Annotated in this window: 26 protein-coding genes, 1 tRNA gene and 1 pseudogene; 10 read left to right on the top strand and 18 right to left on the bottom strand. The window is 33.6% G+C overall.

The genetic code is table 11. The features are described from left to right. Positions 1 to 35: 35 nt before the first annotated feature. The 4 genes from D1003_RS05685 to D1003_RS05700 are packed head-to-tail and all read right to left on the bottom strand — an operon-like array spanning position 36 to position 3,845. Entirely contained in the window at positions 36 to 1,046 is a 1,011-nt protein-coding gene (locus D1003_RS05685) for an NAD-dependent epimerase/dehydratase family protein (RefSeq protein ID WP_153936076.1), read from the bottom strand. 11 nt (positions 1,047 to 1,057) lie between these two features. Then, positions 1,058 to 1,843, bottom strand: a complete 786-nt coding sequence (locus D1003_RS05690) for an alpha/beta fold hydrolase (protein WP_153936077.1) — start codon at positions 1,841 to 1,843, stop codon at positions 1,058 to 1,060. Beyond that, complete coding sequence (locus D1003_RS05695; RefSeq protein ID WP_052910178.1) at positions 1,837 to 2,556, bottom strand: pyridoxine 5'-phosphate synthase; 720 nt, start codon at positions 2,554 to 2,556, stop codon at positions 1,837 to 1,839. The genes D1003_RS05690 and D1003_RS05695 overlap by 7 nt, the downstream gene beginning before the upstream one ends. A 26-nt stretch (positions 2,557 to 2,582) precedes the next feature. Further along, positions 2,583 to 3,845 (bottom strand): mechanosensitive ion channel family protein, encoded by a 1,263-nt coding sequence (locus D1003_RS05700; RefSeq protein ID WP_153936153.1) that lies wholly within the window; start codon positions 3,843 to 3,845, stop codon positions 2,583 to 2,585. A 73-nt stretch (positions 3,846 to 3,918) separates the two neighbouring features. Between D1003_RS05700 and D1003_RS05705 the strand changes: the two genes are divergently transcribed. After that, a complete protein-coding gene (locus tag D1003_RS05705; protein ID WP_153936078.1) occupies positions 3,919 to 4,416 on the top strand; it encodes a DUF456 domain-containing protein in 498 nt (165 codons plus the stop codon). 69 nt (positions 4,417 to 4,485) lie between these two features. On the opposite strand, the gene D1003_RS05710 is transcribed toward D1003_RS05705, so the two are convergent. From D1003_RS05710 to folK, 4 genes are all read right to left on the bottom strand, one after another. Continuing rightward, positions 4,486 to 6,507, bottom strand: a complete 2,022-nt coding sequence (locus D1003_RS05710; protein ID WP_153936079.1) for a M3 family metallopeptidase — start codon at positions 6,505 to 6,507, stop codon at positions 4,486 to 4,488. A gap of 99 nt (positions 6,508 to 6,606) precedes the next feature. Continuing rightward, positions 6,607 to 8,049 carry an OmpA family protein gene (locus D1003_RS05715; RefSeq protein ID WP_153936080.1) on the bottom strand — a complete coding sequence of 481 codons (1,443 nt, stop codon included), beginning with the start codon at positions 8,047 to 8,049 and terminating at the stop codon, positions 6,607 to 6,609. Further along, on the bottom strand, positions 8,049 to 9,488 hold the full coding sequence (locus D1003_RS05720; protein WP_153936081.1) for an OmpA family protein: 1,440 nt from the start codon (positions 9,486 to 9,488) through the stop codon (positions 8,049 to 8,051). The genes D1003_RS05715 and D1003_RS05720 overlap by 1 nt, the downstream gene beginning before the upstream one ends. 30 nt (positions 9,489 to 9,518) lie before the next feature. After that, positions 9,519 to 9,947: a 2-amino-4-hydroxy-6-hydroxymethyldihydropteridine diphosphokinase gene (gene folK, locus D1003_RS05725; protein WP_153936082.1), complete on the bottom strand. Its 429-nt coding sequence runs from the start codon at positions 9,945 to 9,947 to the stop codon at positions 9,519 to 9,521. 21 nt (positions 9,948 to 9,968) lie between these two features. Here folK and sppA point away from each other — a divergent pair, with 21 nt between their 5' ends. Beyond that, entirely contained in the window at positions 9,969 to 11,723 is a 1,755-nt protein-coding gene (sppA, locus tag D1003_RS05730; RefSeq protein ID WP_153936083.1) for a signal peptide peptidase SppA, read from the top strand. A gap of 84 nt (positions 11,724 to 11,807) precedes the next feature. On the opposite strand, the gene dtd is transcribed toward sppA, so the two are convergent. Continuing rightward, positions 11,808 to 12,254 carry a D-aminoacyl-tRNA deacylase gene (gene dtd / locus D1003_RS05735; RefSeq protein ID WP_153936084.1) on the bottom strand — a complete coding sequence of 149 codons (447 nt, stop codon included), beginning with the start codon at positions 12,252 to 12,254 and terminating at the stop codon, positions 11,808 to 11,810. A gap of 5 nt (positions 12,255 to 12,259) precedes the next feature. Further along, positions 12,260 to 12,715, bottom strand: a complete 456-nt coding sequence (locus tag D1003_RS05740; protein WP_052910142.1) for a hypothetical protein — start codon at positions 12,713 to 12,715, stop codon at positions 12,260 to 12,262. 101 nt (positions 12,716 to 12,816) lie between these two features. Between D1003_RS05740 and greA the strand changes: the two genes are divergently transcribed. The 8 genes from greA (at position 12,817) to D1003_RS05780 (ending at position 18,594) form a co-directional block, all read left to right on the top strand. Beyond that, positions 12,817 to 13,284 carry a transcription elongation factor GreA gene (gene greA / locus D1003_RS05745; RefSeq protein ID WP_004916971.1) on the top strand — a complete coding sequence of 156 codons (468 nt, stop codon included), beginning with the start codon at positions 12,817 to 12,819 and terminating at the stop codon, positions 13,282 to 13,284. Between the two features lie 18 nt (positions 13,285 to 13,302). Next, positions 13,303 to 13,689, top strand: a complete 387-nt coding sequence (locus D1003_RS05750) for an HIT family protein (protein ID WP_153936085.1) — start codon at positions 13,303 to 13,305, stop codon at positions 13,687 to 13,689. A 36-nt stretch (positions 13,690 to 13,725) separates the two neighbouring features. Next, complete coding sequence (gene clpX, locus D1003_RS05755; protein ID WP_153936086.1) at positions 13,726 to 14,895, top strand: ATP-dependent Clp protease ATP-binding subunit ClpX; 1,170 nt, start codon at positions 13,726 to 13,728, stop codon at positions 14,893 to 14,895. 68 nt (positions 14,896 to 14,963) lie between these two features. Next, entirely contained in the window at positions 14,964 to 15,677 is a 714-nt protein-coding gene (locus tag D1003_RS05760) for a hypothetical protein (RefSeq protein ID WP_153936087.1), read from the top strand. Then, entirely contained in the window at positions 15,631 to 16,893 is a 1,263-nt protein-coding gene (locus D1003_RS05765) for a T9SS C-terminal target domain-containing protein (RefSeq protein ID WP_153936088.1), read from the top strand. Before D1003_RS05760 ends, D1003_RS05765 begins: the two co-directional genes overlap by 47 nt. A 4-nt stretch (positions 16,894 to 16,897) precedes the next feature. After that, positions 16,898 to 17,149 carry a hypothetical protein gene (locus D1003_RS05770; RefSeq protein ID WP_153936089.1) on the top strand — a complete coding sequence of 84 codons (252 nt, stop codon included), beginning with the start codon at positions 16,898 to 16,900 and terminating at the stop codon, positions 17,147 to 17,149. Positions 17,150 to 17,198: 49 nt separating this feature from the next. Further along, positions 17,199 to 18,476: a thioredoxin family protein gene (locus tag D1003_RS05775; protein ID WP_260393337.1), complete on the top strand. Its 1,278-nt coding sequence runs from the start codon at positions 17,199 to 17,201 to the stop codon at positions 18,474 to 18,476. 44 nt (positions 18,477 to 18,520) lie between these two features. Beyond that, positions 18,521 to 18,594, top strand: a tRNA-Met gene (locus tag D1003_RS05780). Between the two features lie 252 nt (positions 18,595 to 18,846). Here the strand turns inward: D1003_RS05780 and D1003_RS05785 are convergent. The 8 genes and pseudogenes from D1003_RS05785 to D1003_RS05820 all read right to left on the bottom strand — a co-directional run. Continuing rightward, complete coding sequence (locus D1003_RS05785) at positions 18,847 to 19,935, bottom strand: XRE family transcriptional regulator (RefSeq protein ID WP_153936091.1); 1,089 nt, start codon at positions 19,933 to 19,935, stop codon at positions 18,847 to 18,849. 56 nt (positions 19,936 to 19,991) lie between these two features. After that, positions 19,992 to 20,657, bottom strand: a complete 666-nt coding sequence (locus tag D1003_RS05790) for a hypothetical protein (protein WP_153936092.1) — start codon at positions 20,655 to 20,657, stop codon at positions 19,992 to 19,994. Between the two features lie 249 nt (positions 20,658 to 20,906). After that, positions 20,907 to 21,461, bottom strand: a complete 555-nt coding sequence (locus D1003_RS05795) for an N-acetylmuramoyl-L-alanine amidase (RefSeq protein WP_153936093.1) — start codon at positions 21,459 to 21,461, stop codon at positions 20,907 to 20,909. A gap of 22 nt (positions 21,462 to 21,483) precedes the next feature. Continuing rightward, positions 21,484 to 22,062 (bottom strand): hypothetical protein, encoded by a 579-nt coding sequence (locus D1003_RS05800; RefSeq protein WP_153936094.1) that lies wholly within the window; start codon positions 22,060 to 22,062, stop codon positions 21,484 to 21,486. Then, the gene (locus D1003_RS05805; protein ID WP_153936095.1) at positions 22,052 to 22,573 is read right to left on the bottom strand and encodes a hypothetical protein; all 522 of its coding nucleotides are present in this window, start codon (positions 22,571 to 22,573) and stop codon (positions 22,052 to 22,054) included. Before D1003_RS05805 ends, D1003_RS05800 begins: the two co-directional genes overlap by 11 nt. Continuing rightward, a complete protein-coding gene (locus tag D1003_RS05810; RefSeq protein ID WP_153936096.1) occupies positions 22,570 to 22,902 on the bottom strand; it encodes a hypothetical protein in 333 nt (110 codons plus the stop codon). The genes D1003_RS05805 and D1003_RS05810 overlap by 4 nt, the downstream gene beginning before the upstream one ends. Continuing rightward, on the bottom strand, positions 22,886 to 23,221 hold the full coding sequence (locus D1003_RS05815) for a hypothetical protein (RefSeq protein WP_153936097.1): 336 nt from the start codon (positions 23,219 to 23,221) through the stop codon (positions 22,886 to 22,888). The genes D1003_RS05810 and D1003_RS05815 overlap by 17 nt, the downstream gene beginning before the upstream one ends. 20 nt (positions 23,222 to 23,241) lie before the next feature. Continuing rightward, positions 23,242 to 24,006: pseudogene (locus D1003_RS05820) on the bottom strand (hypothetical protein); the annotation flags it as partial.

Below are 24,006 nucleotides of genomic sequence, written 5' to 3' on the forward strand. Positions count from 1 at the left end.
AATTTATTCACCACAAAAGTAATAAACTTTACACATTATTTTCTACTTTTAACCCAATTTTTTAAATGAAAATCTATACTTTCCTCAACAGAAATAAATTTGTATTGAAGAAGACTTTTTATCTTTTCATTAGAAATGAGTATTTTTGAGTTTAAGGCATCAGTATTAGCTTTATTAAACAATTTCAATACTGGCAAAGCCCATCCTATAATTTTAGATAGAAAGCACCCTAAACGCCACAAATAAGATGGGAATATTTTAGCCGAAGACAAACCTAACCTTTTACGAACTAAATTAGCGACTTCAATGTAAGTTTTATTCTCGGAAATGAGTATAAACCTTTGCCCTGACGATTTAGTTTCTTCCGCAAGAAGTTTTATTGCAATATCAGCAACATCTCTCACATCTACATAGCCAGTATTCCCCTTAAAACTAAAAGGTAATTTTTTAATATTATCAAATAAAACGCCACTACTCTGTTCCCAATTTCCAGAACCTATAATGACTCCTGGATTTATTACCACCACATTCATTCCTTCCGCAGAAGCACGCCAAACTTCCATCTCCGAAAAGTGCTTAGAAATAGCATAGCTAGAATGAGCTAATTTAGGATTAAAGTTAGATTCTTCATCAATGGGTTGAAACTCATTGGCAGCATCTAGAACAGCGATAGAACTCACATATAAAAACTTCTCTACTTTTTTTTCTTCAGCGATGTAAAGAAGATTTTTAGTCCCCTGTATATTAGTCTTATACATAGACTTTTTATCCCTAGGATGAAAACTTACCTTTGCCGCGGTATGATAGACTTGCTTAACACCGTCTAAAGCCACTCTTAAGGAATCTAAATCCTCAAAATCTACCTCTACCCATTCTATTTTCTGATAATAATAATCTGCTTTATCCGTATAAAAAGAAAAAATATCTTTCAGTTTTTCTACTTGAGAACCACAACGCTTGGTAGCACGAACCTCTTGCCCTTGCTGAAGAAGTTTTAGAACAATAAGACTTCCCAAAATCCCTGTAGCTCCTGTAACTAATACCATAATTTTCTATATTAAACTAAAAATTCCTTAACTACAGCAGCAAAATCTTTAGGATTTTCGGCTTGTACCCAATGTCCTGCATTAGAAATTTTAATAATTTTAGCCTTTGGAAATTGTTGTTTTATCAAGAATTCATCTTGAGGCAAAATATAATTAGACAATGCCCCTCCAATGAAAAGCGTTTCTCCCTCAAATACACCAAATTTAACAGCGTTCCCCACAAAATCGCCATATTTTTCTGCTAAAGTAACCAAATTAAACCTCCAATTAAGTTTTTTAGCTTCCGTCCAATAAAGGTTTTTAGCCAAGAACTGTATTACTGGTTTTTCTTTGATGTATTGAGCCAAATGCTCTTCCACCTCTTGGCGTGTACTCACGGTATCAAAATCTACTGTTTGTAATGCTTTAATAATCCCTTGATGATGTGGCGGGTAAGATTTAGGAGCTATATCTACAACAATAAGTCGCTCCACTTTTTCGGGATATTTTACGGCAAACTGCATCACCGCCTTCCCTCCGAGAGAATGTCCTAAGAGATTTACTTTCTGTAAATTATGAGCAGACATATAATTAAGGATATCCTCTGCCAAATCATCGTGAGACATATTTTCGGAATGAAAACTCTTGCCATGATTTCTTAAATCTATCAAATGGGTTGGCATTACTTCACCAAAATCTCTCCCAAAGCCACCCCAATTATCTAACATTCCAAATAAACCATGAAATACTAAAAGAGGTATTGCTGATAGATCTCCACCGTATATTTTAGAATGTAATATTTCTGTTTGATTCACCATTTTGCCAATCTTTTAAGATAACTTTGAATTGTATTTTCTAGTCCCAAATAAAGAGCTTCTGAAATAAGTGCATGCCCAATAGAGACCTCTAACAAGTTAGGTATTTCATCTGAAAAATACTTCAAGTTTTCTAAACTCAAATCGTGCCCCGCATTGATTCCCAACCCATTATTTATCGCTTCTTCTGCTGTTTTGATATAAGGCGATATGGCTTGTTCTCTATTTTTAGTATAACCTTTAGCATAAGCCTCTGTGTAGAGTTCTATCCTATCCGTGCCTGTTTCCGCTGCATATTTTACCATCTCTGGACTAGGGTCTAAAAAGATAGAAGTTCTTATCCCTTCTGCTTTAAATTCAGCTATAACATTTTTCAAAAAATCTAAATGCACCTTACAATCCCACCCTGCATTAGAAGTAATGGCATCGTCTGCATCTGGCACTAATGTTACCTGCTCTGGCTTTACCTCCAACACCATATCTATAAACGGACGATGAGGATTCCCTTCAATGTTAAACTCGGTAGTTACCAATGGTTTCAAATCGTACACATCTTTTCTTGTAATATGTCTTTCATCTGGTCTTGGATGTATGGTAATTCCTTGTGCTCCAAATTTTTGAGCATCTACAGCCACCTGAGTTACACTCGGCACATCGCCACCTCTCGCATTTCTCAGAGTGGCTATTTTATTTATATTTACGCTTAGTTTTGTCATTATTTTTTTATTATTGATATTTAACATTATACTTTGATACTGACTTGCATTACCTCCAAATCAAACACCTGTGCCGCTACGAGAAGATGGTCAAAAATATCCGCTTGTATCTGCTCGTAATTTTCCCATTTAGAGTTGTTGGTAAAACAATAAATTTCTAGAGGAAGTCCTTGAGCTGTAATTTCTAACTGTCTTACCATCAGCGGACTTTCTTGTTCTATATTCTCATTATTTTTCAAGTAGTTAAGAGCATACACTCTAAATGTACCAATATTGGTAAGCTGTGGCCCATTGATTATCTCCGAAGAATTAGGTGTTCTCTTTTTAATTTCAGAAATTTTAGTCTTTTTTTCCTCAAGATAGTCTTTAACTAGATTAATTTTAGACAACTTTGCCATCATTTCATCATCTATAAACTTGAATGATTTAATATTGAAAATAATGGCTTTTTTTATTCTTCTTGTGTTAGTTTCAGACATTATCTGAAGGTTCTTAATTTCCGTAGAAAGAAGGTCGTAAGTAGGGATAGTAGATACTGTTTTATCAAAATTCTGAATCTTTGTTGTTAATAAATTAATATCTTCTATCGTCCCCTCAATATTATACTTCGGAATTCCTATCCAATCTCCTACTTTCAGATTCTTAGATGTAGACACATGAATACCTGTAACAAAACCTAAGATGGTATCTCTAAAAACGAGAAGTATCACTGCCGTCATTGCACCTAAACTACCCAAAATGGTAGAGGCTTTAATATGAAACAACACAGAAATGCCTATGAACGAGAATATAATATACCCTAAAATTTTAAGTGATTGTGTAACCGCTCTAATCCCTGTAATTCTATAAAAATCACCTTTAAGCACATAGTATTTTTCGGTGGCTTTAAGGAGTCTAAAGTACAATATACTAAATGCCACCACAAACATAAGTGAGAAAAAAGTCTCTAAAATACTATGACTTTTTGGGTGTCTGTAAAATACAGAATAAATCATTTCCTGTGTTACACCAATCGCAAAAAAATGAGCCACAGAATTAGAGATTTTACTCTCATAAAAAGCTCTAAGAATTGGTTTTTGTGTGTACTTTCTAAAAACTAAAAATAAAGCGTTAAATGAAATTTTAAATAAAAAATCCAAGGCAACCAATATCACTAAAAGTAAGAATAGTTTTGCTGTTATTTGACACAACAAAATAACCCCATCAGGCATCTCTGCCTTTATCCAAAAATGAATTTGATCACTTATTTTTTGTAAAAAATCTTTGGTATCTTTTATCTCCTCATTCATATTGGCAAAAATAAGAAAATAGGTTTGTTTAGATGGTACTAAATATGTACTTTTAACCAAATTTTATAGTATTATGACAACTCAAGATTGGATAAGTATTATTAGTATCATTGTAGTGATTATTGGTATATTGGGCACTATACTTCCTGTGTTACCTGGTATTTTACTCAGTTTTGCAGGAGTGCTACTCTACAAATTTAGTACTGATTCTAACTTATCTATGGTTTATATTTGGATTTTTGGATTTTTCTCTTTAGCCTCTTTAGTTCTAAATTACCTTATTCCTGCAAAGCTAAATAAACGCTACGGTGGGACTAAATGGGGTAGCATTGGCTCTATTATAGGAACTTTAGTAGGATTTTTTCTGCCAATTCCTTTTGGTTTTTTAATTGGAATGTTTCTAGGAGTTTTTATTGGCGAAATGTTACACGATAGTAAAAATTACCTCAAAGCATACAATTCTACCAAAGGGGCTTTTATAGGATTTCTTGCGAGTAGTTTATTTAATTTCTCGCTTGGGTTAGCGATGCTATTCGTAGTATTATGGGATTACTTTAAAAATTTAGCGTAAAAGCCTCTTAAGTTTTTAATAGAAGAAACTCAAAAGGCTTTTTTTACAACAAATTAAACCTGGGTCTTTCTATTCAAAAGCTCGTTTCAATAAACTTTCAACTTTAGGCTCTCTTCCTCTAAAGTTTTTATATAAAATCATAGGATCTATAGTACCTCCACTAGATAAAAGTTGTTTATACTTTTGGGCTATCTCTTGATTAAAAATCCCATTTTCTTTAAAATATTGAAACGCATCTGCATCTAAAACTTCTGCCCATTTGTACGAATAATAACCCGCCGCATAGCCTCCTTGAAAAATATGTGAGAAGCTGGGGCTTACTGCTGTTTCTGGATGACTCTGATAAAGTTGAGTAGCAGCCATTACCTTATCTTCAAAGTCTTTTATTTTCAACTTCTCCTCGCCCGAAAAATGAGTTGTATGATAATGCATATCCAACAATCCAAAGCCTAGCTGCCTAAGTGTCTGATAGCCTTCCATAAAGTTTTTAGATTGAGCTATTTTATCTATCTTTTCATTAGATAGAACCTCTCCTGTTTTATAATGTTTAGCAAAAGTTTTAAGAAACTCTGCCTCGTAACAATAATTTTCTAAAAACTGAGAGGGTAACTCTACAAAATCCCATTTCACAGAAGTTCCAGACAAATTAGGATATTGTGTATTAGCTAAAATACCGTGCAAAGCGTGTCCAAACTCATGAAATAAAGTAGTAACTTCTTGAAAAGTGAGTAAACTAGGTATATCAGCCGTAGGTTTAGTAAAGTTACACACCACCGAAACATGTGGACGATGATTAACCCCTCTCTCTTTATACTGATTTCTATAACTCGTCATCCACGCTCCAGCCCTCTTACCTTTTCTTGGGTGATAATCCACATAAAGGAGTGCCTTGTATTCGCCTTGTTCTGTAACTTTGTAAGTCTTTACTTCAGGGTGATACTTTGAAATATCGGTAATTTCTTCAAACTCTAATCCAAATATATTTTTTGATAAATCAAACACCGCTTGTTCTACTTTATCTAACTGAAAATAAGGTTTGAGTTCCTCATCGCTCAAATCAAATTTTTGCTTCCTTAATTTTTCAGCATAGAAAGCGTGGTCATAGCTTTGAATATCAGTAATCCCATCTTTCTCTGCTAAAGTTTTTAATTCTTCTATTTCTTTTAAAGCATAAGGCTTCGCCTTTTCTAAAAGCTCATTCAAAAAAGAAAAAACCTCTGCTGGAGACTTAGCCATTCTTTCTTCTAAAATATAGGATACATAGTTTTCATACCCTAACAAATTTGCTTTTTTTTGCCTTAGAAGGATAATTTCTTCAATCAGCTTTTGATTATCAAACTCTCCTCCATCAAAAGATTTTTTACCATTAGCTTCAGCTAGCTCTTTTCTTAAATCTCTATCTTCTGCATAGGTCATCAGTGGCAAATAACTAGGGTATTGTAGCGTAATTACATAGCCTTCTAACCCTCTACTTTTAGCCTCTTCTTGATACTGATTTAAAACATCATTAGGAACTCCTTTCAGCTTATTTACCTCTGTAATATGTTTAAAATAATCATTAGTAGCAGCCAATGTATTTTGCCCAAACTTCAAAGATTTTATAGCCAAATCTTTATTGATAATTTCTAACTTCTGTTTATCCTCGTTATTCAGCAAAGCCCCATTACGCACAAATCCTTTATAGGTTTGTTCTAGTAACATCATTTGTTCCTCATTCAAATCTAAATTTTTTCTAGAATCATATACAGATTTCACTCTTAGGAAAAGAGTATCATTCTGATAAATCTTAGAAGTAAATTCTGTAAGAAGTGGAGAAATTTCTTGTGCTATTTTTTGTAGCTCATCATTAGTCTCAGCCGAATTAAGATTGAAAAACAAATTAGATACTACATCTAATTGTTTTCCAGAATAAGACATAGCCTCTATAGTATTTTCAAAGCTAGGAGCTTCACTATTGTCAGCGATATTTTTTATTTCTTCTTCAGTAGATTTTATCAACTCAATAAATGCGGGAATAAAGTTCTCTTCTTTTATTAAATCAAAAGGAGCTGAGTTATAGTTTGTATTAAATTCTTTTAAAAGTAGATTCATTTTTGTACAATTAATTCTATTGGTGCAAAGTTACAATTAAAAAAAGAAAAGCCGCCCCACAATCGTGAAACAGCTTTCTAATATCAGCCAAATTAGCTATTATTTTGCTTTAAAATAAACTCTTCTGTTAGCTTCATTTTTCCACTCTGGACATTTAGTGTATGGATTACATTCTGGATATTTTAAATCCTTCTTACCTCTACCCTCCGCTGTTAACATAGAGCTAGGAACTCCCTTACCAACAAGATATCTCACAACAGATTCAGCTCTTCTTTGAGATAACTTTTGATTATATGCTTCAGAGCCTCTAGTATCCGTAGCACCTATTACTAAATACTGTTTGTCAGTTCTTAAAGTTTTCATGATGGCTACCACATTATCCAACTTATCAAAAGATATTGCTCTAATCACATCACTATTAAGATCAAATTCTATTCCCTCAAAGTTTTTGTTAATTGCCACAATTTGTTCATCTTCTTGCTCCAACTTCTGCTGCACAATTTGCTTCTCCTCTGGACAACCATCGTTAGAAACTGGACCAGGAACAGTTACACATTTATCATGTAAATCTATCACACCATCTAAATCTGTATCCAAAGCAACACCAGCACCATCTACTCTAGCTCCTGCAGGAGTATCTAACTGTCTATCCCAATCATCACAAACGCCATCATTATCAGCATCTCCACTCTTACATACTTCAACAACTGGAGGTACTGAAGCTAACTCTATCTTGTTATAAAGTTCTTGATAAGGGTCATGCCACATTAGATGAGAAATATGTTTTCCAAATTTATAGGAAACCCCTAGTGTCACATTGAAAAAATTATCAGAAACTTGATCCTCCGTCTTATTTCTATCACTATATTGAGCTCCTCCTCCGTCAAATTCATCATCTCCCGTTACAACATACATCAACCTAGTTTCTAAATCTATTCTTCTAGAAACCTTAAACTTAACCCCTGCACCTGCTTGTCCAAATAAAGACATAAGTTTAAAAGGTTTAACCTCGGTCGTTAATGTTTGCGCTCCACCATTAGTTTCTGCATAAGCTCTATAAGCTAATGTTCCAACTCCAGCATAACCATGAATAGCCCACCTGTAGTTCGAGCGATTATCTACTCTTCTAAATAAATTAGAAAAATTAATATCCCCTAGTAAAGATATAGCATCATACTGAGTTCTAGCAGCATATCCCTTTCCTCCTTTTCCTGTTCTATATGAACCTTGCCTAGTTTCACCTTTATCGTATTGTAGATTTAATCCAAAAGCATGAGTTATCGCTCTATCTACACTAAGATACGTTGAATAGCCATACAGATTCCTACCGTTACCATTCTTAATTGAAGTAACATCTGCAGATTGAATAAAAGGAATTCCTATACCTACTGATACTGACCAATCATTAAATCTTTTGACTTTTTGAGTAAAACCCTCTACATGATTAGAACCCGAAGAAAACGTATTAGGATATTTATCCCCCATTTCTTGGGCACCTAAAAATATAGGCAACCCCAATGCCAAAACAATATTTATTTTCATTATTTCTTAATTATATCATTTAGTTTTTCTGAGAAATAGACACTTCTATTAGCCTCATTCTTCCATTCTGGACACTTGGTATAAGGATTACATTCTGGATATCTCAAATTATCTTGACCTCTACCCTCTACTACTAGCATAGACATAGGCACTCCTTTACTAACCAAATATTTTACCACGGCATCAGCTCTCCTTTGAGATAGTTTTTTATTATAGGCAACCGAGCCTCTAGTATCTGTAGCACCTATAACCAAATACTGCTTAGTAGAATCCATTGTTTTTATGATGCTTGCAGCATTATCTAGTTTTTCAAGAAACTGCGACTCAATAACATCACTATTCAATGCGAATACTATACCTTCGAAAATTTTATTAACTTTCGCTACTTGATTAAACTCATTCTTAGGGCATCCATCATTAGACACAGGACCTGGTACAGTTACACATTTATCATATAAATCGATTACTCCATCTAAATCTACATCCAGCGCTACCCCTGCACCATCCACTCTAGCTCCTACTGGGGTATCCAATTCTCTATCCCAATCATCACAAACACCATCATTATCATTATCTCCTTTTTCACAAACAACCAAGTCAATAGGTGTTCCCAGTTTGCTTATTCTATTTTCTAGATACTCCAGCGGATTGTGCCACGCCAAGTGAGAAAGATGTTTACCTAGTTTAAATGTGAGCCCCAAATTAACAGTAACCATATTATCAGAATTGGTATTTTTGATTCTATTATATGGATACTCTGCTGATGTATTATCCCAACCACCGCCATCAAATTCATCATCACCAGACATTATGTACATTAGCCTAGCTTCTATATCTAGCAACTTAGAAACTTTATATTTAACACCAGCACCCGCTTGATAGAAAAACGATGCAATATCTAAATCCTGATTTACTTCTAAAACATTTTTCCTATTCCATAGAGTGGATTTATCCTGTAAATAAGTCTTGTAGCCTTGTAAACCTAAACCAGCATAGCCATGAACAGCCCATCTATAAGGAGAATTACTATCTACCCTTCTCAATATATTAGAGAGGTTAACATCCCCAATCAAAGAAATTTGCTTATATTTTGTGTTAGCACTTGCTACACCATAAGCGGGATTAACCATCGCTTGTTGATTAGTTTGCCCCTGTTGATACTGTAAACTCAACCCAAAAGCATGAGAAATTTGTTTGTCTAAACCCACATAAGCATTCCAACCAAAATTGATTCTCCCTCCATAAAAAGATGTTAAATCAGCAGATTGCATAAAAGCTCCACCTCCTCCTACAGAGATAGACCAATCATTAAACAATCTAGATTTATTATCAAATTTTTTCACATAATTAGCCCCCGAAGAAAAGGTATTCGGATATTCCCCTGTATTTTGCGAATACATAACGACGGGAAAAAACACAATCAATAAACTACTTCTCATTAATTTTCTAGTATCACATTTGTTCTCACTCTACAACCAACCAACTCCCAACTCTTTCAATAATATTTGGGAAAATTGACGCTCATAAAGATGCTTGTTATGAGGAATCACCAATCTATTTGATTTATAACTAAGGTTACCAAACCTCACAACATCAATATCTATCAACCTGTCTTCATATCCTCCCAACTCTTTAGAATCACGAATTCTACCCATAGCCTTTTCTATGCTTTTAATTTCATCCAAAATCTGAATAGGCGAAAGTTGTGTTTCTAATAAAAGTGCAATATTACAAAATATATTGGAACTAACAAACTCCACAGGCTCCGTTTCCAGCATTTCGCTCTTTCTTATTATTGTCCCTAGCCTTTTCTCTATCAACGAAATAGCCTCTTCTATATTTTTTTTAGGATTTTTTATATTGCTACCTAGTAACAAAATAACCTTTCTTTGCGACATATTAACAAAATTATTTAAAGTATGCGTAGTTTTATCAAAAGTGTATTGGCTAATATCACAGCTATATTTATTGTGTTTTTTATTTTCTTTGGTTTTATCATCATCATTATGATTAGCAGTGCTATCGGAGGCAAAGATAATGTAAAAATTAAAAGTAACTCAATATTAACACTAGATTCTAAATTCAGAATTATTGAAAGTGAAACAGAAAAAGATTTAAATGTATTTGACTTTAAAAGTCAAATACAAGATGTCGCTCTATATGATGTTATCAGAGCCATAGAAAGTGCCAAAAACGACGATAACATTAAAGGGATTAGTATAGAAAATGATAACATCAACGCAGGTATTACTCAAATTGAAAGCATAAGAAACGCTATAGAAGATTTCAAAAAAAGTGGAAAATTCGTGTACTCTTACGGCAATTCAGTTTCCCAATCTTCTTATTTCTTAGGTTCTGTTGCAGATAAGTTTTACCTCAACCCCGCAGGAGGAATAGAACTTAAAGGTATGGCATCAGAAGTAATATTTTTAAAAGATTTTGCTGAACAATACGGCATCGGCATCAACATTATAAGACACGGCAAATACAAAGCTGCTGTGGAACCTTTCTTAAGAAATGATATTTCTCCCGAAAATAAAGAACAATTAAGCACTCTACTTTCTGACTTATGGAGTAGAGTTTCTAATAAAATTGCTTCATCTAGAAAAATTAGCATAGAAAACTTCCAATCCATTACAGATGGGCTTTACGGAATGATACCTGATTTTAGCTTAAAGTATGGTTTAGTAGATAAGCTGATGCAAAAGGGAGAATACGAGCTATTATTAAAACAAAAAATAGGTATAGATACAGATAAAAAACTTAATAAGGTATCCATAAGAAAATACATTAAATCGATTAAAGATGAAAGTAATTCCGACGAAAAAATTGCGGTTTTATATGCCTCTGGAAACATCATCAATGGTGATGAGGTTACCAATATTTCTGACGAGAAATACCTAGAATACATCAGAGATTTAAAAAACGATGATAACATCAAAGCTGTAGTTTTAAGAATTAACTCTCCTGGAGGAAGTGCCAACGCTTCTGACCAAATATTATTTGAATTACAACAACTTAAACTCAAAAAACCTCTAATAGTTTCCTTCGGAGATTATGCTGCCTCTGGAGGTTATTATATTGCAATGGCTGGAGATAAAATCTATTCAGAACCTAACACTATTACGGGGTCTATTGGTGTATTTGGTGTAATACCAGACTTTAAAAATTTGGCTAATAAAAATGGTATTCGTTCCGATGTTGTTTCTACAAATGCCAACTCAAAAATGATATCTCCTATAAGTGGCATTACCGAAGGTACTAAAAATATGCTTCAAAATAGTGTAGAACAAACTTACAAAAGGTTTGTCTATTTTGTAACTAAAAACAGAAATAAAACTTTTGAGCAAGTGGACGAAATCGCAGGAGGTAGAGTTTGGTCTGGCAAAAAAGCCAAAGAACTTGGATTGGTAGATGAACTAGGAAGTCTTAATGATGCTATTACTTTTGCTGTTAAAAAAGCAAAAGTAAAAAATTACAACATCATTTCTTATCCTTCGGAAATAAATCCTTTAGAAGAGTTTTTTAAAGGTATGGACAAAGAAAGCATCTCTACTTATTTTATGAAACAAAAAATGGGAAGCGAGCAATACTATATTTATGAAACCATCAACAACTTCAAGAAAAATAATTCTAAAGTAATGATGCAATCACCAGTAAAAATAGCTTTCTAAAAAACTAATAACATCAATTATATAACAAAAACGAGCGAATATACTATATGTATTCCGCTCGTTTTTCATTATTTATAGAAACCGCTATCTTATTTTAGAGTTCATAATTATAGTTACAGGACCATCATTAACTAAATTCACTTTCATATCCGCTCCAAAAACACCAGAACTAACAGAAACACCATATTTAGTCATTTCGGATTTAAAATACTCAAACATAGGAACTGCCAAATCTGGTCTAGCTGCAGTAATAAAAGAAGGTCTATTCCCTTTTTTATAGTCTGCCATAAGCGTAAATTGGCTCACACAAAGCACCTCTCCACCAACCTCTTTTATAGACAAATTCATTTTACCTTCATCATCACTAAAAATTCTAAGATTAACAATCTTTTTCACAAGCCAATCCACATCAGCCTTTTCATCTGTTTCTTCCACGCCTACTAATAATAAATACCCTTTATTGATTTTTGACACCTCTTCTCCTTCTACTACTACAGAAGCAGAGGAAACTCTTTGTACAACTACTTTCATTTGTGTTAATTTCTTATAGTTAAAACATTAGATGCAGCATCATAATAAGTCAAATAATTCTTAGGTGGAACTTGCGAAACTTTAGTAGGTTGTCCCGTTAAAAGTATCCATTCCGCACCATCTTTAGGACAAACTATTTTAATATCATCTTTAACTTCCAATGTGGTATCAGATGCTGGGCAAATATGTGGAGCATTTCTATCATACGCCTTAAATGTAGCAGTTCCTGTTCTTACTACAATCAACCCTCTGGTTCCCGAACTTTGCTCATTTACATAAACCCAACCCCCAATGTTAGTTAATTTTTGATACAAGGGTAAATTTAAGTCTAAATTAACATTGATGAGCGTATTGGGAAAACAAGATACCATTTCTTCTCTATTTTTACATGAATCAAAAAAAACTAAGCCACTGATTATTAACATTTTTAAAATCAATAACCTCAAAAAATTTATTTTCATTTAAAATAAAATTTATATATTTGCATCAAATTATTAAACACAAAACATTGTCCGGCAAATGTCGGATTATTTTTTTATACTAACGCTAAATTAACGAAATTATGGCATATGTAACGAAAGAAGGCTTAGAGAAAATGAAAGCCGAACTAGAGCAGCTAGAAAGCGTAGAAAGACCAAAAATAACGCAACAAATAGCTGAAGCAAGAGATAAAGGCGACCTTTCTGAAAATGCTGAATACGATGCTGCGAAGGAAGCTCAAGGGCTTTTAGAAATGAAAATTTCTAAACTGAAAGATTTAATAGCTACTTCTAAAGTTATAGATGAAAGTCAACTAGATATTTCTAAAGTTTCTATATTGACGACCGTAAAGCTATTTAATAAAGCCACAAAAAAAGAGCAAGTATTCACACTGGTTCCAGATAACGAAAGTGATTTAAAATCAGGGAAAATCTCTGTAAACACACCTATCGCTAAAGGTTTATTAGGTAAAAAAGTGGGCGAAACAGCAGAAATCACCTTACCTAATGGCAACCAGCTGACGTTTGAAGTGTTAGACATTTCTCTATAATTTTAAAATTTAATAGTTATGGCTTCTATTTTCACCAAAATCATCAACGGAGAAATCCCTGCGTATAAAATAGCAGAGGACGAAAACCATTTAGCCTTTCTAGATGCAATGCCTTTAGCTGAAGGACACACTTTGGTAATTCCTAAAAAGGAAGTTGACCTTATTTTTGATTTAGACACAGAAGAGTTTAAAAATCTTTGGGCATTTGCACAACAAGTAGCCAAAAAAATTGAGAAAAATATTCCTTGTGAAAGAGTGAGTATAGCTGTTATTGGGCTAGAAGTACCACACGCTCATATTCACCTAGTACCTATCAACAAGATAGAAGACCTTAATTTTAAGAAAGAGAGAGTAAAATTTTCGGCAGAAGATTTCAAAGAAACACAGCAAAAAATTTTAAAATAAATTACCACTCATTACCTACTCATTCAACACTAAAATATGAATAATAACCAGTGTTCTTTTTGCGGAAGACATCGTAAAGAAGTTCAAATGTTAGTTTCGGGACAAAACGGACTTATCTGCGAACATTGTATAGAACAAGCTCACGCATTTGTTAAAGACAATATTCAGAAAGAAGAATTTTCTCCTATAAGTACCCTCTCCGAACTAAAGAAACCTAGAGAAATTAAAAAAACTCTAGACGAGTATGTTATTGGACAAGACCAAGCTAAAAAGCAACTTTCCATCGCAGTCTATAACCATTATAAAAGACTTCTTCACTCTTCAACAAAAAAAGACAATGATGTTGAGATAGAAAAATCTAACATCATTATGATAGGTGAAACAGGCACAGGAAAAACCCTTTTAGCAAAAACCATTGCAAGAGAACTTAATGTCCCTTTTTGTATTGTAGACGCTACTATACTTACCGAAGCTGGTTATGTAGGCGAAGATGTAGAGAGTATTTTATCTAGACTTCTTATGGTCGCTGATTACGATGTAGAGAAAGCCGAAAAAGGCATTGTATTTATAGATGAAATAGATAAAATAGCGAGAAAATCAGACAATCCGAGCATCACAAGAGATGTATCAGGAGAAGGCGTACAGCAAGGATTATTAAAGTTATTGGAAGGCAGTATTGTAAATGTACCACCCCAAGGAGGCAGAAAACACCCTGACCAAAAATACATACAAGTAAACACACAAAACATTCTATTCATTGCTGGAGGGGCTTTTGATGGCATAAAAGAAATCATCGAAAGAAGGCTAAACAAACAAGCCATAGGATTTAGTAAAGAAAAACTAGACTCCGAAAAAGATTTGGCACAGATATTGCCGCAAGTGAACGCGACAGATTTGAGAAAGTTTGGATTAATTCCAGAACTTTTAGGTAGATTCCCTGTGATTACTTATCTAGACCAGCTAACCAAAGAAACTATGGTAAGAATAATGAAAGAGCCTAAAAACTCTATCGTTAATCAATTCAAAGCTCTTTTCAAAATGGACGGTATAGATTTAGAATTTACAGACGAGATTTTAGAAAAAATTGTAGACGAAACTTTCGAGAAAGGACTAGGTGCAAGAGGTCTAAGAGGTACTACGGAAAAAATTTTAGAAGACTATATGTTTGATATAGATTCTATTGATAACAAAATATTATTACAATAAACATTGATTGTAAATAATATTTTTATATCTTTGTCCAGTTATATTATGTAATATAATCAAATTCATATATGAAAAAAAGTATATTTTCTATAGGTTTGTTGACGCTTGGGGTAATATCCATAAAGTCTCAGACATTAGCCTATGTAGGTAAAACGGCGGAGGTTTATGTAAAACCTGGTACACTAGTATACAGTGGAGGTACGGTAGAAGTTAAAGATACAGGAGTGATAGAAAACCAAGGTAATATAATGATAGATAATGGAGGGTTTTCTACAGAGAATTCAAGTGGTTCAGGAGTAAAGCTTAAATTAGATAGCTCATCTTCTTATGGACAGCTATGGATAAATAATACCGACCAATCGCAAATTACCGGAAGCCTTACAAAGGAATGTATGGCAACAAATGAAGGAGCTTATCAGCACATCGCATTACCTTTTAACAATAAAGAATTTAGTACACTAAGTGCTGAGTTAGGTAAAACCTTTACAGAAGCTAGAGGAAGTCTTGATGAGATTTTAGTATCAAGAAACTCTATGGTGAGGGCAGATGTTGTTAAACTAGCTCAAAAGACTAATGATGTAGCCTCATTATCAGGAAATCATAAGACAGCATACTACTCTTTGGGCAATAAAGGTAACTCTGTAGATTATACTCAAAAGAAGGGTATAATGGGAGTTCCTTTCTCTAGTGGTGGGGTTAATGTAACTTTGAGTGGAGCTGGAGCGACTGTAGACTTTGGAGCTAACGGGAGTCGCCGAAATTATTGGGGGGGAAAAATATAATTCCTATGTTAGAGATGCCTTTGCTGCTACAGATGGTAAGGACTGGACTGAAGCTAATGGTTATGGTAAAAACTTATACCAGTTAGGAAATCCATTCTTAACCAATTTGGATTTAACTAAAATACCAGATGAAGCAAAAGCTAAGATAAGAGGTATTAGAATAGAGCTTGCAGGAACAACCTATGACACTACAAATGGTACTAAATACGGCACTTACAAGTATATAAACTTCATTGATGCAACAGGAACTCCAATTGGGGTTGGGGATATATCGGATGGTATCATTAGACCTATGCACACTTTTTTGATAAAAACACGTGATAATAGTGGGGTTAACATAGACTTTGCTTCTCTAAGAACTTTTAGTAATACTCCTAGCAATCAGCATATTCAGGTATGGACTTTCAGTACACCTAAGACTGGATTAAAGACACTCTCATCTTCCAATACTACTTTATCATCATCATCATCTATAAAACAGCTAGGGCTTATAGCTTTGGATGAAAATAGAAATGAAATAGGGAGAACCTACTATGTGGTCTATCCAGGAGCAATTACTGGGAAGCCTAGTGGGCAGGCTACAACTCAAGCCCAAGCCACAAGAAATGATGTGATAGGAACTTTTGAAGAGAAAGCAGATGGTGGTTATGACGCCGAAGCTGCAAAGTCTTATTGGTTATACATCAATGATGCGAATGAAAACGATTTCAAAGGAAAGAACATATTATTGATGAAGAATAGTGCAGATGTAAAATTCTTAAAATTTGAAATAAGAGAAAATACAAACTTGTTGAATGAAGGAGAATCTAAGTTGCTCAGTGGAGAGAGTTTCTATATAGAGTCTATGTCAGGGGGAGATTTGGTAAAAGCTACCCACGGAGAAGTTATCCCTGCAACCGAAAACTATTACAATCTATATTATGGTTTGCCTGAAAATAGAACATTAGAAACAATAGAAGTAAGTAGACCAGCAGATTGTGCCATCGTATATGATGAGGCTATAAAATCTTATAAACTAATTTTTGATTCTACTTGGGGTTCTGCAAATATCAAGGTATTTGATATATCAGGGAAACTTATAGGTTCCGATAATGGGGTTTCTACCTCTCAGCCTTACAGTATTTATTTGCCAACAGGAGTTCAGAGTACTTATGTTGTTGTAGCTCAATCAGAAAAGGGTGAAGTATTCTCTCAAAAGATAGTAACTAAAAATTAAACTTATGGCAAAATTAAAATATACAATATTATTATTTTTGGTCGTTTTATTATCTCCCTCTATATCAGCTCAAAATAATGGTGGTGGTTCGCCTCCTCCGACACCACCAGGTTCTGGAGGCGGAGTAGGGTTTGATGTTGGAGCTCCTCCGAAGAATCCAATAGACCTATACTCTACAGAGTTTATCTTATTAGCGATAGTCCTCATATTGGTAACTTCTTATTACTTAAGAAAAAGACAATTAAAAAGTTTATAATATCTAAAAACTCATAGAAAAGTCTATGAGTTTTTTTATTTTTGTTCCTATGAAAAAAACAATTTTATTAGGAGGTGTATTTCTGTATGGGATAACCTCTGCACAATTTAAAGTAAATATAGAAGCACCTGATACTTTCAGTAATCAAGAGGTTATTTTATATACCCTCAATGGTTCAAAAGATTATATAGCAGGAAAGGCTAAGAAATCTAATGGCAAATGGAGCTATACTATTCCCAACAGCTATATTGGAATGATGCGTGCCTACTTCCCTGAGAATAGTAAATCATTTAGTTTTATTTCTGAAAACAAAGATGTAAGTGTAAAATTAGACACCGATAACAGCACCATCAACAAAATCAATTTCTTAGATGAAGCCAATAGTACAATGCAATATCTCATCAAAGAAAAACAAAAAAAAGAAAGAGTATTGCCTGTATTAGTACAAATTAGGGACATTTACAACGATAACTCTCCATTTAATGAGGCTCTAAAGTTAGAAATAAAAAAGCTAGAACAAAATGATATTAAAGACTATTCTAATCACCCTTTTATAAGCTACTACTGGGATAATGTGAAGTACACCAATCGTGAAATCCCTAAAACTACTGATGATTATATCAACTTCTTAGCTAATACGGGAGAGTTGTTAGAAACCTCCTCTTTACTAAAATCTACACTAATTAACTTTATTTCTTCGGTCCCTAGAAATCAAGTTATTTCTCATACAGATGCCCTGTTAGATAAGGTAAATATTGAATCTCCTAGAGGACAAACTATTTTATCTGAACTGTTAAATATATTTGATGCCTATGGTCTAGACGCTGAAAAGGATAAATATTACCAACAAGCCTCTAATTTAAAATGCTCTATAAACAAAAATTTAGAAGGCAGACTAGAGGCAATGAAAAGCACTATGGTTGGGAGTAGCTTTAAAGATTATACCTTCTCCAAAAGTGTAATAAATACTAAATCAAAGAAGCTAAGTGATATTAAATCAAACAAAAAACTCATCTTGTTTTGGTCTTCAGAGTGTCCTCACTGCGTTTCAGAATTGCCTTTAATTTTAGAAAATTATAACAAATTAAAAAGTAATAATATAGAAGTTATAGGTCTATCATTAGATACCAATGCAGAGTCTTACCAAGAAACTGTAAAAAACCTCCCGTGGATTAACGACTCTGAACTAAAAGGTTGGAACTCTAGCTATACAGAGACTTACAATATCAATGCGACACCGTCTTATTTCCTATTAGACAGTAATAATAAAATATTGAGTAAACCGAGTAGTTTTGGTGCATTTTTACAAGAAAATAATTTAAAATAATTTTGTAGTTATTGTAATTATTTCTATATTTGCACCACTCTAATGGCGAGGTAGCTCAGATGGTTAGAGCGCAGGATTCATAACCCTGAGGTCACGGGTTCAATTCCCGTCTTCGCTACAAACCGCCCCTTAAACAGGGCGGTTTTTTATTTCCGCCCCCATAAATACCCCCATTTAATATAAAAGTGAAGATACAATAAGTACTCCTTCCCTATTAAAAGAACTTTATAAAATTTTAGTGCTTTTCAATCTAAATAACCTTAAATTTTAATTATGGCGAGTTCGCCGTAATTAGAAATAAATCTAGCTATAAGATATAGTATGAAAAACCGCGAGAATTTACAAAGTTCTCGCGGTTTTGATTATTGCTTTAAATTATTTTATCAAAATTGAAATGCAGTTTTAGCTTTGTTTCTTTTTTGGGTAAAATAGTGCCAAATATCTCATTAACGGTGTTCTCACTAAGACCTATATTTTCCCTAAATGAAAAAATGTCGGCATCTTGAGTTAGTTTAATCATTGTTTTAAGCAATTTTGGCTCGGATAAATCAAACTCATAAGGTTCTTTTTTTCTATACTTTGATAGCCAAAACATACATTTTTGATACCAATCGTCATTTATATTACCAATCTCCTTAGCTCTATATAGAATAGAGGCTGCAGACATTTTCCACTCTGACTTAAGACTGAATAATTTATCTACATTGAACCTTTTAAACACATCTTTTATTTCGATATATGGAGCAAGGAATGCAGCTGCGAACTGATTTGCCTCTCTTTCTATATCTCTACTTGGGTGTATGATATGGTCAAAGTGTAAAATTAAGTGTCCTAACTCATGAGCAATAGTAAAAACTTTTCTCGAGTTCGGAATTTTATTATTTATCATAATAACAGGAACTCCTGATACATAGGTGCTAACCCCATCAAATTTGTTGTTGCTTTCTGATATAAAATCAAAGTCAAAAAAATGTATGATAACTCCGTTAGCTTCTAGTAATTTTATAATATCATTTATAGGACCCCTTAAATGTCCCATTGATAACCTTGTTTGTTCGGCAATGTATTCAAAATTAAAATTAAAATCCTCTGCATCTATTGCTTTTATCCTATTTTGAGGAAACTCTACCTCCTCAAGAAGTTCCTCTATCACTCTCGCAACAATAGCTAGTCTAGCTTCAAATTTAGAAACCATAGTCTTACTTACTGATACTAACTTTCTATAAAAAAGCTGTTGTGCAGGTGTGTAAATCTTTTTTGTAAAAAAAACGCTCAAAAAATCATTTTCTAAATTTTTAATTTGTTGTAAAAATTTTTCGTCAATTAGCTTTTCTCCGTTTTCAAATTGGCTTAGTTTAGATTGTGTTGTGTTTAATTTTTTAGCAAAAGCTGTTTGACTCAATCCATAGTAAAATCTTGTTAATTTTAGTGTTTCTGTGTTAAATTTTGATTGTGTCATAATAGCAACTAATGGTTTAAATAAAAAAACAATTACGGAGCGAGGAAGGTTAAATATTACTCTCCAATTATATGAAGAGCTTCTTTTTTAATTTTAGTTTTTAACTGTACTGCACTTATGTCTTCTGTTTCTTTACTAAACATTTCTGACAAGTCTAAGTTAAATACTGGTTTGTAATTGAAATATCTCAAGCATTTTATATTTAAAGCACCATTACTTGGTTGATGGTAACCTATGTAATATAACGGAGGTGTACGATGTATGCCAATCTTGGCTAATTCATCTAATATTCTCTTATTCAGGGATACTCCTCCAACCTTCATAACATTATTATGTCTCCCTGTTAGCATATTAGACACCATATCGTTATTATTGATAGCTTTAAAACACATTAAAAATTTTCTATCCACAAGAAAATAAATCATACTATGTGAACAGAAAAGTTTTACCCTGCTTGACAACTTCACATTTTTGTTAATTTCTTTAAGAAACGCTGCAACTATTTTTGTGTTATAAGTGTTAGCTTCATGCCTTTTACTCATAAACTCATACTCATTTTTTGAGATGTAGTTTTTTGCGTTCTTATAACCTTCTATAACGCTTTGATGCACTATATTTAATACATCTTTTAAATTTTTGTCGGACATATAGTTGTCCACTTCCTGAAATTTTACTACATTTGTAATAAAATTTACGGATTCGCGAGTATTTAAATTTTCCATATTATTTTATATATTTTAAATATTTTTCCTCGCTCCGTAATTGTAAGTCTGTCTGTCCCCCAACAAACAGACTTTTTTTATCTCTGCAAATATAGTGAAAAATACAAAACTACCAAAAAATATAAAATTTTATTTTATTTTTATTTAATTTTTTATTTATGTATCTTATATGCAGGTAGTTATATTTTTTTTGATTTATTAGAATCAAAGCAAGATAGAAACATAAAAACCACCGCTAGGGTGGTTTTGTTATCTAATATCATCATATTTAGCAGCTATTTCTGCTATTTTCTTCATAAGAATTTCTTTCTTTAAATCCCATTGTTCCATATCATTTGGGTTTGAAATAAAACAAACCTCCCAAAGCACAGAGCAACCTGCACCTAAGTTCAATATACCCAACCTTCCGTGTCGTGTTGTACTTTCACACTTTACGCCTCTATTTGGAATACCTAAAATTTCCGATGTGGCTTTACTTATTTCGTAAGCCATTCGGTAACTCATAGAATCTTTATTTGCAAAATCATTCCTATTTACTAAACATTCAGTACCTGTTGCCGTTCTAGGTCCAGCGTTGAAATGTATATCTAACAAGACAGAACCTGCTCCAGGTTTAATTCTTCTTTGAAGCTGTGCATTAGTTTCGTTATCTCTGTCTAGTATTAGCTCATTCTTCCCATTGGGGAAATATTTAACAAATAAATCCCTAGATTCCTTTGTCAAATCAGCTTCTTTTCGTCCATTATACACAGCACCGCTATCCGCATTGTGATGCCCTGCTATGGGAAATGTTTTCAAATACATAGTTATTAGTTTTTTTAGTTAATTAAAATAGTTTTATTCTTTTCAGATAAAAATAAAGCACAGCCCCTGCGACAATCAGGATACCACCTATAATTATCCACACCCAAGTACCGAATGTAAATCCAGATGATTTTACCTCGTTAGATACCGCCCTTATTTCATTGGCTACCTCATTTATTGTCCTTTGGGATACAGCGTTTCTTGCTAACTCCTGTACTTCATTAAGATGCTCCTTTTCTTCTTTTTTCTCTGTTGTGTGTTGAGTGCTATTCTTGAAAGATTTAACCGAGAATTGAGCATTCCCCTTTATGATGATACTTTGTAAAGTATCCTTACCCTCTACTTCGTGAAAGACAAAGGGCGTTTCAGGTTCGGTATTCCCAAAAATTTCAATATTCTTCTCTTGATGTTTAGAATGTTTATCAATCTGAAGTTTATCTTGCACTTTAGTTGTTTGTTCCTGCTTGATTTCTTTTGCAGAAATGCTGTCTTTTAGTTTTACTTCCACAGTTTTACTTTGGATATGCGTGTCTATCTTCTTCCTTGTTCGACAAGAAAACAAGAAAAGTACAGCGATTATAAATAAAAATTTACTCTTCATGTTTTTTAGTTTTAAAAGTTTCTAAATCTGCTTCTTCATTAAACTTCCTCAGTTTCTTCATCCACCCGACTGGTGGAAACTTTCCATTGGTTAAAATTGATAAATTCCCCATTGCACTTCCCGCAGGATAGAGGAAAACCATTAGTTGTAGCAATACCTTGAAATATATGGCTATAAAATCAACATCTTTGACAATTTGATGCACCATTTCAAACAGAACATACCCCACAATTACGCTTGTGGTTTTCCCAAATAATCCATAGATATTTTCTTTAAGTGAAAAATCCCCTTTTCTATAATGTACCCAACTGCCCAAAATGTGGTCTAAAAACAGAGCCACAAAAACAAAGGTCATAAAGATTTGGTTTTCTATGTACCAGCCGATAAACCGCTCCGTAAGAGATATTCCTATGGCTGGTGCGGCAGCTAATTTTATCGTTCCTAGTATTTTTTGGCTTACAGTTCCTGTATGTATATTCATCAGATTAGTGATGATAAACTCTTTAATCATAATGCGTGTCTTTTATTAAAAAATTGCCAAAGTTTTCGGTTTTTCAAATACTCTAAATCGTTTTGATTCTCATAAGCCTCTCGTTCAAATATGATGTTCCGATAGGCTTCTCTATGGTTCTTGTACCTAAACAAGTTCCATAGGTAGTTTAGCCCATACCAAACGAAAAAAGGCAAAATCAGTAATTCTAATTGCTGTCTTAGATGTATTTTCTCGTGGTTCAACAAGTACCTGTTACTTTGATACTTTTTCTTCTTTAGAAAGATGAAAGGAAACACCGCCATTGCGGTGTACCCTCTCGGTACTAAATATTTATTGACTACCACCATCTTTTACTTCTTCTTCTGAAACTTCTTCTTTAACTTCAAAGCCGTTGATGATTTCTAAGATTGTATCTAAGGCACTATTGACTACCTGTAAATCTTCCACACTATTTACGCCTGTTCCATTTAATGATAGCCCTCCACCTTTAGAGTAAGAACCTGATAAGGTCTTCCCGTCTTTCAGCTGAGTGCTGAAATTGACCATTTGGGGAGTTTTATTATTATAATCAGTTTCGTACTGATAATAAATTTGTTTTTCCCCAATGCTTTCCATTAGCGTTGTTGCTATCCTCTCGTTTACTTTTTGTAATTTTTTTGTTTTCATAGTTTTGTTATTTTTAAAAATTATACTCTTATGATTATTCCATTTTTTATATAGACTAGTCTATTTCCTAAAAAGACCGAACCTGTATATCCTACCTCTCCACCCACACGAATATCTCCCGATTCTATATTTAAGGCAGTAGCATACTGTCCGTCTGCCCTTATAGATAGTGCGTTGTAGGGCGTATAATTGTTCACATCACGCCCCCAGAGCCGAAGTATATTGTTTTTATTTCCGTTTAAAATACTATCATCATTATTGATGAGAGCATAGCTTTCTCTCCCAGATGAAAGACTTTTTTTATATGAAAGTATGCTTCCAGATGACTTTATTTCTAAATAGTCGTTTGGGTCTGCTATTCCTTGCCCCGAAAGTGTATTTCCGCTAATATTGAACCTTGCTATTTTACCACCCGTAATTTCCATATCAGAGCCATAAACTTTCCCATTATCCAGCACCCTAAACGGGGCGTTATGTTTATTGGCGTAGTTAGCTCCTGCTCCAAACCTCACGCTCATTGCCCCTTCGTCTGTAATACCACTAATAAAAGCATTTTGATTGGCTTGGTTACTTCCGACTGACATTAAGTTTGCCATCATCAACCCGCCTTGAATAGAAGCGAAGTTGTCTGTTTTAGTCTTTACATCAGATAACGAAGTTTGCATATTGCTTATCCCTTGTTGAAGGTTGGCAAACTGTACCTCTATATCCAACGGATTTGGTGTCCAATCCGTTGGTTTGTTACCCAATTCAAATTTTGGATTTGATACTTTTGTTATTCTCCC

The sequence above is a fragment of the Riemerella anatipestifer genome, from assembly GCF_009663465.1.
Taxonomy (GTDB): Bacteria; Bacteroidota; Bacteroidia; order Flavobacteriales; family Weeksellaceae; genus Riemerella; species Riemerella anatipestifer_C.